This is a genomic window from Kitasatospora sp. NPDC057940 (genome assembly GCF_042887425.1).
Classification (GTDB): Bacteria; Actinomycetota; Actinomycetes; order Streptomycetales; family Streptomycetaceae; genus Kitasatospora.
On record NZ_JBHVPH010000014.1, the window covers coordinates 49,894 to 57,703 of the forward strand.

At 69.7% G+C, this 7,810-nt stretch carries 5 protein-coding genes; all 5 read right to left on the reverse strand.

The features are described 5' to 3' along the window. A partial coding sequence (xerC, locus tag ACFVTF_RS21795) for a tyrosine recombinase XerC (RefSeq protein WP_387815665.1) occupies positions 1-1,328 on the reverse strand: 1,328 nt, incomplete at its 3' end. 706 nt (positions 1,329-2,034) lie between these two features. Beyond that, positions 2,035-3,174 carry a hypothetical protein gene (locus ACFVTF_RS21800; protein ID WP_387815667.1) on the reverse strand — a complete coding sequence of 380 codons (1,140 nt, stop codon included), beginning with the start codon at positions 3,172-3,174 and terminating at the stop codon, positions 2,035-2,037. A 264-nt stretch (positions 3,175-3,438) separates the two neighbouring features. Then, positions 3,439-3,648, reverse strand: a complete 210-nt coding sequence (locus ACFVTF_RS21805) for an Imm21 family immunity protein (protein WP_387815669.1) — start codon at positions 3,646-3,648, stop codon at positions 3,439-3,441. Between the two features lie 717 nt (positions 3,649-4,365). After that, a complete protein-coding gene (locus ACFVTF_RS21810; RefSeq protein ID WP_387815671.1) occupies positions 4,366-4,593 on the reverse strand; it encodes a hypothetical protein in 228 nt (75 codons plus the stop codon). A gap of 2,029 nt (positions 4,594-6,622) precedes the next feature. Then, a complete protein-coding gene (locus ACFVTF_RS21815) occupies positions 6,623-7,066 on the reverse strand; it encodes a hypothetical protein (RefSeq protein WP_387815673.1) in 444 nt (147 codons plus the stop codon). Between the last annotated feature and the right edge of the window lie 744 nt (positions 7,067-7,810).

Below are 7,810 nucleotides of genomic sequence, written 5' to 3' on the forward strand. Positions count from 1 at the left end.
TCGACTGTGGTCGAGAAGGTGGAGTGCCGCAGCGTCTTGGAGACGATCGGCAGCGGCACGTGCTCGTCCACGGCCAGGGCGCAGGCCAGGTGGCGGGGGATCCGGGTGGCGCGGTGGCCGTACAGGGCGGTGTGGTCGGCGTTGTCGAGGGCGTGGTTGATGGCGTCGACGGCTTCGCGGACGGCCTGGATGGTCAGGTAGTGGTAGACGTCGACTGTGGTCGAGAAGGTGGAGTGCCGCAGCGTCTTGGAGACGATCGGCAGCGGCACGTGCTCGTCCACGGCCAGGGCGCAGGCCAGGTGGCGCAGGTCGTGGACGCCGATGACGGGGACGCCGGCTTCGCGGCAGAGGCGGTGGAAGCGGCGTAGGACGTAGGAGGGGTGGAGCGGGCGGCCGTGGCGGTGGAAGACCAGGCCGTGCCCGGGGGTGGGGTTGGGGCCGCGGAAGGTGTCGGGGGCGAGGCGGTGGGCGATCGCCGCGGTGGCGCGGTCCGACAGCGCGACCCAGTTGCGGCTGGAGCGGGTCTTGGGTTCGGTGAAGACGAGCTCGTTGTTGTCGATGGCCGAGAGAGTCCAGCGGATGTACATGAAGCGTTTGTCGAGGTAGGCGTCGTCTTCGTGGAGGGCGAGGGCCTCGCCTTTGCGGATGCCGGAGCCGATGAGGAGTTCGGCGAGGTCGGCGATCAGGGGGTCGGCGCCGTGGGCGTAGCGCAGGAACGCGGCCGCGTGGTCGACGGTCCACTCGACTCGGTCGGCGCGGCGGGGTCGGCGGATGACCAGGGGGCGGCCGACGTTGCGGCGTAGGCGGCCGGCCCGGACGGCGTCGCCGAGGGCGCTGGAGAGCGTGCACAGCATGCGGTGGACGGTGACCCGGCCGCGGCCGTGGCCGAGCTGGTCGTCGGCGAAGGCACGGATGTGGGGCCGCCGGAAGTCGTCGAGGAGGATGGTCCGGAAGGCGGGGATGAGGTCGTCGTACACGTACCTGCGGTAGTGGGAGGCGGTGGTGGGCTTCAGTTCGGTCTGTTTGGCGTGGAACCACTCGTCGAGGTAGTCGGCGACGCTCTGGTCGGGGTCGCGGGCGATGTCGGTGCGCTCGCCGTCGAGGTAGCGGTGGAGGGCTTTCTTGGCGGATTTCTTCTTGAGGTAGCCGCCGCGGCGGACGGTGTGGCGTTTGCCGTCGATGGCGGTGTGGCTGTCGACGGCGAAGGTCCAGGTGCCGTGGTGGGGATCGGTGGCGAGGTGAGGGCAGCGGGCGCCGAGCTGTTTGCGGTGCTGGTCGCGGCAGCCGCAGCGGCGGTAGACGCGACCCCGCCTGGCGGAGGAGCGCATGGTGATCACTTCACGGGGAGTGGCGGTTTTACGGGTCCTTCCATTCTCGTCCCGTGTGCGCGGATTCGCGGTGGACGGCGGGACCACGGTGCGACCACCAGAGGCTCTCGATGACGCTGACCTGGTGCGATCCCTTGACCTGCGCTCAAGTCGCCCGAGGCTCCCTCAAGCGGCTCGCGGCCTTGTGGACCACGCCCGACGCCCCGCCATCCGCGCAGGTCGTCACTGACGGCGACTGGACGGGTGCCTTGGGATGCGGAGCGGTCAGGGTGTGGCGCCGGCGGGTAGTTCGGCTCGGCGGGGGCTGCGAGCGCTTTCTGGGGTGCTCTGAGCTTATCGAATTCCTCCGGAAATCGGATTGAATTGGGAGTGCCTATTCCCGCTCGTGAGGCCGATCGGCCTGCTTCGGTGGGTGGTGGAAATTCGGCGGCTTTCCGAGGTGGCGGAATTCCCGGATCTGATTGAGTGTCAGACATGTGAGTCAGGATGATTACTCTGAGTAGTATCGACCTGGGTGTGAGTGCGAATGCCGACTGTCCCTGATGTGAGTTCGGGTGTCCACAGATCGAGCGCTGGCACCCGGAGCCGCCAGACAGAGGGGAGGCCCGAGCCCAGAATGTCACCAAGAGTGACTATCGAGAGGGTGTGCAAGGTGGCTTGGTGAGGCGGGCGGTCGTCGGCGGACGGGGTGGGTGCCGACGGGTGGTCAGATGAGCCGGTCGTGGTGGGCGGCTGCGGCTTCGCGGACGAGGTGGGCGAACCGCCTGCGGTCGATGCCGGCCTGTCCGGTGTGCTCATCGTCCTGGCCGTCGTCGCCGAAGCCGTCCTCGTCGTCGAGTTCGTCGTACTCCTCGTGGAGGAGCCAGCAGCCGTGGATGCCGGCGAGGAGGTCTTCGAGGAGGTCGGGGGCGGGGCGTTTAGGGTCGAGCGGGGTCAGGCGCAGGCCGGTGTCCTCGGGGTCGGTGCCGGGGCCGGTGTGCTCGGCGAGGTCGTCGTCGATGTTGTCGAGTTGTTCGCGCAGGCCGGCGGGGTCGGGCAGGAGGCCGTCGGCGATGTGGAGGGCGTGGCGGACGAGGCCGGTGACGGCGTCGTAGGGGGAGGCGCCGGCTTCGAGGAGTTCGAGGACGAGGGTGGGGGTTTCGTGGGGGAGGGCTTCGATGTTGTCGGCTTCGAGGAGCACGGCGGTGGGGGAGTGGCCGGCGGCTTCGGCGGTGACCTCGGCTGCGGCTGCGAGCCAGTGGGCTGCGGCGACGGCGGCGGCGGTGGGGTCGATGTCGGTGAACAGTGAGGCGAGGCCGAAGGGGTCCTGTTCGAGGAGGCGGTCGGCGGCGGCGACCTGGACGGGGGAGGCGCCTTCGCGGCTGAGGAGGACGGCCTGGCGGGCGCGGCCGGCGAGGTCACCGAGTTCGGCGTTCTCCACAGCGGCGAGTTCGATGGCGGTCTCGGCGAGGACGGCGGCGGTGAGGTCCGCGTTGGCGATGGCGTGCAGGGCTCGGCCAGCGCGGTGCGCGGACTCGACCAGAGGGCTGTACTCGACGTCGAGCATGCCGTCCTGGGGGAGATTGGGCTGGGTGATGGCGCCGGGGACCTCGTCGAAGGACTTGCGTTCCTCCTCACGGCGCCAGCCCTCGGAGTTGGGATCCGTGGACGCGGCGGCGCTGGCCGGGTGGGTATAGGTACGCCACGCGGCCTCGGACAGGTGGGTGAGGGTGCGGGCCAGCCGCATGAGCGTGGCGGTGTCCGTGCCGGCCGGGACCGCAGCGACACGGGTTGCGAGGTCGCCCTCGCCGGTTCCCCATGCGGCGATCAGCTCGCGCCGTGCGGGGTCGGTGCTGTAGCGGGTCATGAAGCCGTACCTCCGGTGATCTGCTCGGCAACGCCGCCGGGCGTCAGGCCATTCTGACGCACCGCCAGATAGCGCCAGACCGGGCAACCGACGGGCGCTGACTGCTGCGAGAGAGCGAAGGTCGACCGTCGCGGTGCCGAAGTAGGCGGAGTCGAACATGACGAGCTCGCTCGTGGGTTTCAGCACAGGTCCTCCTTCCCACTCGGCGGTGGGATGTCCGGACAGGACGATGCCAGCGACGCCTTCCGAACTTTCTGCGTAGCATCAGTGGACGAGGACTCGGTGCTCGGAAAGGTAGGCGGTGGAGAGTGGTTCATCTCCGAGGACGAGCGCCTCGGCGTCACCAGGGAGCGCGAGGACACCGACCAGTTCCACCACTTCGCAGGCCCGGTCGTAGCCGCCCTCCGTTGCCGACCAGTACGACAGAGCATCGTGTGGAACCACGACGAACGGGCCGCCCTCTGTTTCAGCCACGCTGCGTCAGCTGCCGCCACGTCAGGACCACACTGTGCGCCCCTCAGGAGGAGTCACTGATCTGGGCTAACCGTTGCTGAGAGCGGGGGTATCTGGAGCCGTGTCGGGCGTTGGGCTCGGTGCCGTACACCGGGTCCAGGTCGACGGATTACGTAATCCGCCAGGCGGCGTGTCGGCGAGGGCTTTGCCCAGCGTCACCCGCGGGAGTGACCTCGCAGATATGTGCGACGAGCTGCTCCTTGGCCGCGCGTCCCCTGTGGGGCAGGCACGACCGCCCGGCGTATTGACCTGCACGTCACGACCTGTTGCCGGTGGCGTCGATGGCCAACCCGGGCCGGATGATGCGCGGTTGGGCTCCCGGAACCAGTCGTGTGCGAGCTGCTGTCCGCGCGTCGCGGCGCGCAATGTCCGGAGGCCGAATCCGTGCAGGCCAGGGCATGGAAGGCTCGATGATGGAGGCTGGCAAACAGTGCTAAAAACTTGAAGTGAGGGGTCCCCTCGCGGCAAGTTTTTTGCATCAACACGGTATGGTCGTGCTGCCCGTTGACACACGGCCTGGGCCGTGTGTATCTGGCACAGAGAAGGGCCCACCCCGCCTGGTGTCTCTAGCACCAGGACTACCGGGACAGGCCCAACTCTTTCCTGCAGGGTGATGCTAACCGCAGTCGCACTGGCGATGGCCCGACCGGTCCCCGGTTGGGCCATCGTGCGTGGCAGTTACTTCAGGAACCCGAGGTCCCTCAGCAGCTGCCAGAGCTCGATCGCCCGCCACCCCCATCGCAGTGCCATGTGGAGCAGGCGAACGCGCTCACCGCGGCGCTTTCCCGAACTCTCCTCCTGCGGATCCGGTTCTCCGCCCGGAGCCAGGCCGTCGGCCTGCTCCGAGCCTCGCTCCTTCTCCGGCTCCGGCTCGCGTGCGGGCCGGTCGGACTCGAACTCGGTCATGCGCCCTCCCCTCTTGCCCAGCCGACACGGCCGGGCGGTGCCTTCGGCACGATTCGCCAAAGACGGGCCACAGGCGAGCCACTGACGACTCGTCATGGGAGGGGATCGCCCGAGCAGAGCTTATCCGCCCGAGGGGACGCCGGCGGGGCTGAGAGGGGATCAAGATGGGGCCCAGCTCGACACCCCGGAGGGACGACTCGACTCGGACGCGGTCTTTGCCGCCCACCGAGAAGTACTGGAGTCCTACCGGATCGACCTCTGGTGGACTGCCGAGTCAGAGGACGACGAGGACGACGAGTAGGCACCGGGTGGGTGTGGTGCCGCCCCAACAGCGCGGCACCACACCCAAAGCACGCATCAGTCGAGCCGTTCCTGGGTTCCTGTACGGGAACCCACTACGATTTTCGGCATGGGTTCCCAGGCGGGAACCCATCAGGGCGCAGAGCCGCGGCGCCGCCCCTACTGCCTGCGCTCGGTGAGTTCCGATAAAGCAGGCTGGTCCCGGGGCGTTACATTCGGCGGACGGCGGGGGACTTCGCAGTGCCACATGATGCGACCTGCATGGACTTCTCATGGTCACCGGTCCCGGCACCCGACGGCCGACTATCTGGGACTCGCTGACTTGCTGGAGACATAGGCCGGCCGGGTCCGTCCGACCACCACCCGGGATGGGCGGCTGCCGATCCGGAGGCGTTGAACTCTCGTGCCAGGGCGGCCGATCCGGGCAGGTGCTCCTCCAGGATGTGGTGCTGGCCTGGTAGGTTCCGGCTGTGTGCCCACAGGGGCGTCACTTCGCTGCTTGACTCCTCCATATCGATCAGACCCCCGATGCCCGGGACCGTACTGCCGTTGGTCCGACTGCGGCGGTCATGGTTCGGAACCCGAAGTGTGCACGCGACACGCGGACCGCACCGAAGCAAGAATGTCCGGTCCTGATGCATCCGCGACCTCGCAACGTCCCAGAATCCTGAATCAGAACCCAAGTTCTCGCTGCTCGGTCAGTGTGGCGGTCGCCCTCCGGGGCGACCGAGGATCGCAACGACGCCCTCGACGAGACGTACAACAGCGGGATGCGGGGTGGCGGTCGCCCTCCGGGGTGGCCGAGGATCGCAACGCCTGGTTCTTAGCCTTGATGGCCGCGGTGCGGCTGGTGGCGGTCGCCTTCCGGGGCGGCCGAGGATCGCAACCCCGACGAGGTCTTCGGCCTCACCCCGCACGAGATGTGGCGGTCGCCCTCCGGGGCGGCCGAGGATCGCAACACCCGCAAGGGCCTCCTCGCCCCGGCGACCACGCCGCGGCAAGCCCGAATGCCACAGGTGTGGCGGTCGCCCCCCCGGGGCGGCCGAGGATCGCAACCTCCGCAACGGCGCCGAACTCCGCGAGCAGTTCGCCGGTGGCGGTCGCCCCCCGGGGCGGCCGAGGATCGCAACTTGGGCAGGCCCATGCCGACCGGCAGCGCGCCGAGCGGTGGCGGTCGCCCTCCGGGGCGGCCGAGGATCGCGACACATCCACGACTCGGACGACGATGGTGTCCTCCGGAGTGGCGGTCGCCCTCCGGAGCGGCCGAGGATCCCAACGCATTGAAGGAGGCGCTTCCGATGCCCACCGAGCTGTGGCGGTCGCCCTCCGGGGCGGCCGAGGATCGCAACACCGGCTCCGGCCTGCGGATCTCCTCGATCGGGGTCGTGGCGGTCGCCCTCCGGGGCGGCCTAGGAATCGCAACGTCTGGGCTGGGGGGCCACCCGAAGCGGGGGGGGGTGTGGCGGTCGCCCTGCGGGGCGGCCGAGGATCGCAACGACCCGGACACCCTGTTTCCGGCGGCGGTTGCCGCGTGGCGGTCGCCCTCCTGGGCGGGCGAGGATCGCAACCCCTTGAAGGGCCAGCGGACGGAGAGGCCGGCATGGCGTGGCGGTCGCCCTTCGGGGCGGCCGAGGATCGCAACTACCTGTTCTGTGCCTCCGGGATTCCCGGCGCTGTCGTGGCGGTTGCCCTCCTGGGTGGGCGAGGATCGCAACACCCACAGCCGGCCTCATCCTGACCAGTGGCGCTCGCCCTCCTGGGCGGGCGAGGATCGCAACGGGTCGTCTTCGTAGGGGTGGACGAGGTGGGCCAGGTGGCGGTCGCTCTCCGGGGTGGCCGAGGATCGCAACACGAGGTGCCCCCGGGCGTGGTCAGCGGGACGGGTGTGGCGGTCGCCCTTTGGGGTGGCCGAGGATCGCAACACCTGCCAGGCGTCCGCCTCCGGCCCGGCCAGGAAGTGGCGGTCGTCCTTCTGGGTGGCCGAGGATCGCAACAAAACTGCGGGCCAGCAGTCGCACGGCGAGTGGACGTGGCGGTCGCCTTCCGGGGCGGCCGAGGATCGCAACGGCGTCGAGGCCCGCGCGCCGTACCGCATCCACCGGTGGCGGTCGTCCTTCGGGGTGGCCGAGGATCGCAACCACAGCGGGGTCTGCGTGCCCTCCCGGTGGGCCATGGTGGCGGTCGCCCTTTGGGGTGGCCGAGGATCGCAACGTCGCGGTCGGCATGCCGTTGGTCGACCAGGCCATGGTGGCGGTCGTCCTTCGGGGTGGCCGAGGATTGCAACGTCTGTTCCATGATGACGACCATGTGGCCGTCGCCGGGTGGCGGTCGTCCTGCGGGGCGGCCGAGGATCGCAACCCGCACCTGTCCCGCGCCTACGCGGCGCACCCCCGGGTGGTGGTCGTCCTTCGGGGTGGCCGAGGATCGCAACCCGTTGCCCGTGGGCGCCGACGACGTCCACCCGCAGTGGCGGTCGCCTTCCGGGGTGGCCGAGGATCGCAACCTCGTTGCCTACCGCAAGGCGGTGAAGGACGGAGACGTGGCGGTTGCCCTTATGGGCGGCCGAGGATCGCAACACCGCCGCCAGTTTCGCCCAGCACTTGTCCCGGGAGTGGCGGTCGTCCTTCGGGGCGGCCGAGGATCGCAACACCGACATGCGGGCGTACATCGACCGCCCGGACCTGCTGTGGCGGTCGCCCTCCGGGCGGCCGAGGATCGCAACCTGACGTGGGGCGGTGCGGTGACGGTGCCGCGTGAGGTGGCGGTCGCCCTCTGGGGTGGCCGAGGATCGCAACAGGACCACGGACGGCCTCCTGACGTGGCGCCACCGGTGGCGGTCGTCCTCCGGGGTGGCCGAGGATCGCAACGGCCAGGTGCAGCACGTCATGCCCGCCCACCCGTAGTGGCGGTTGCCCTT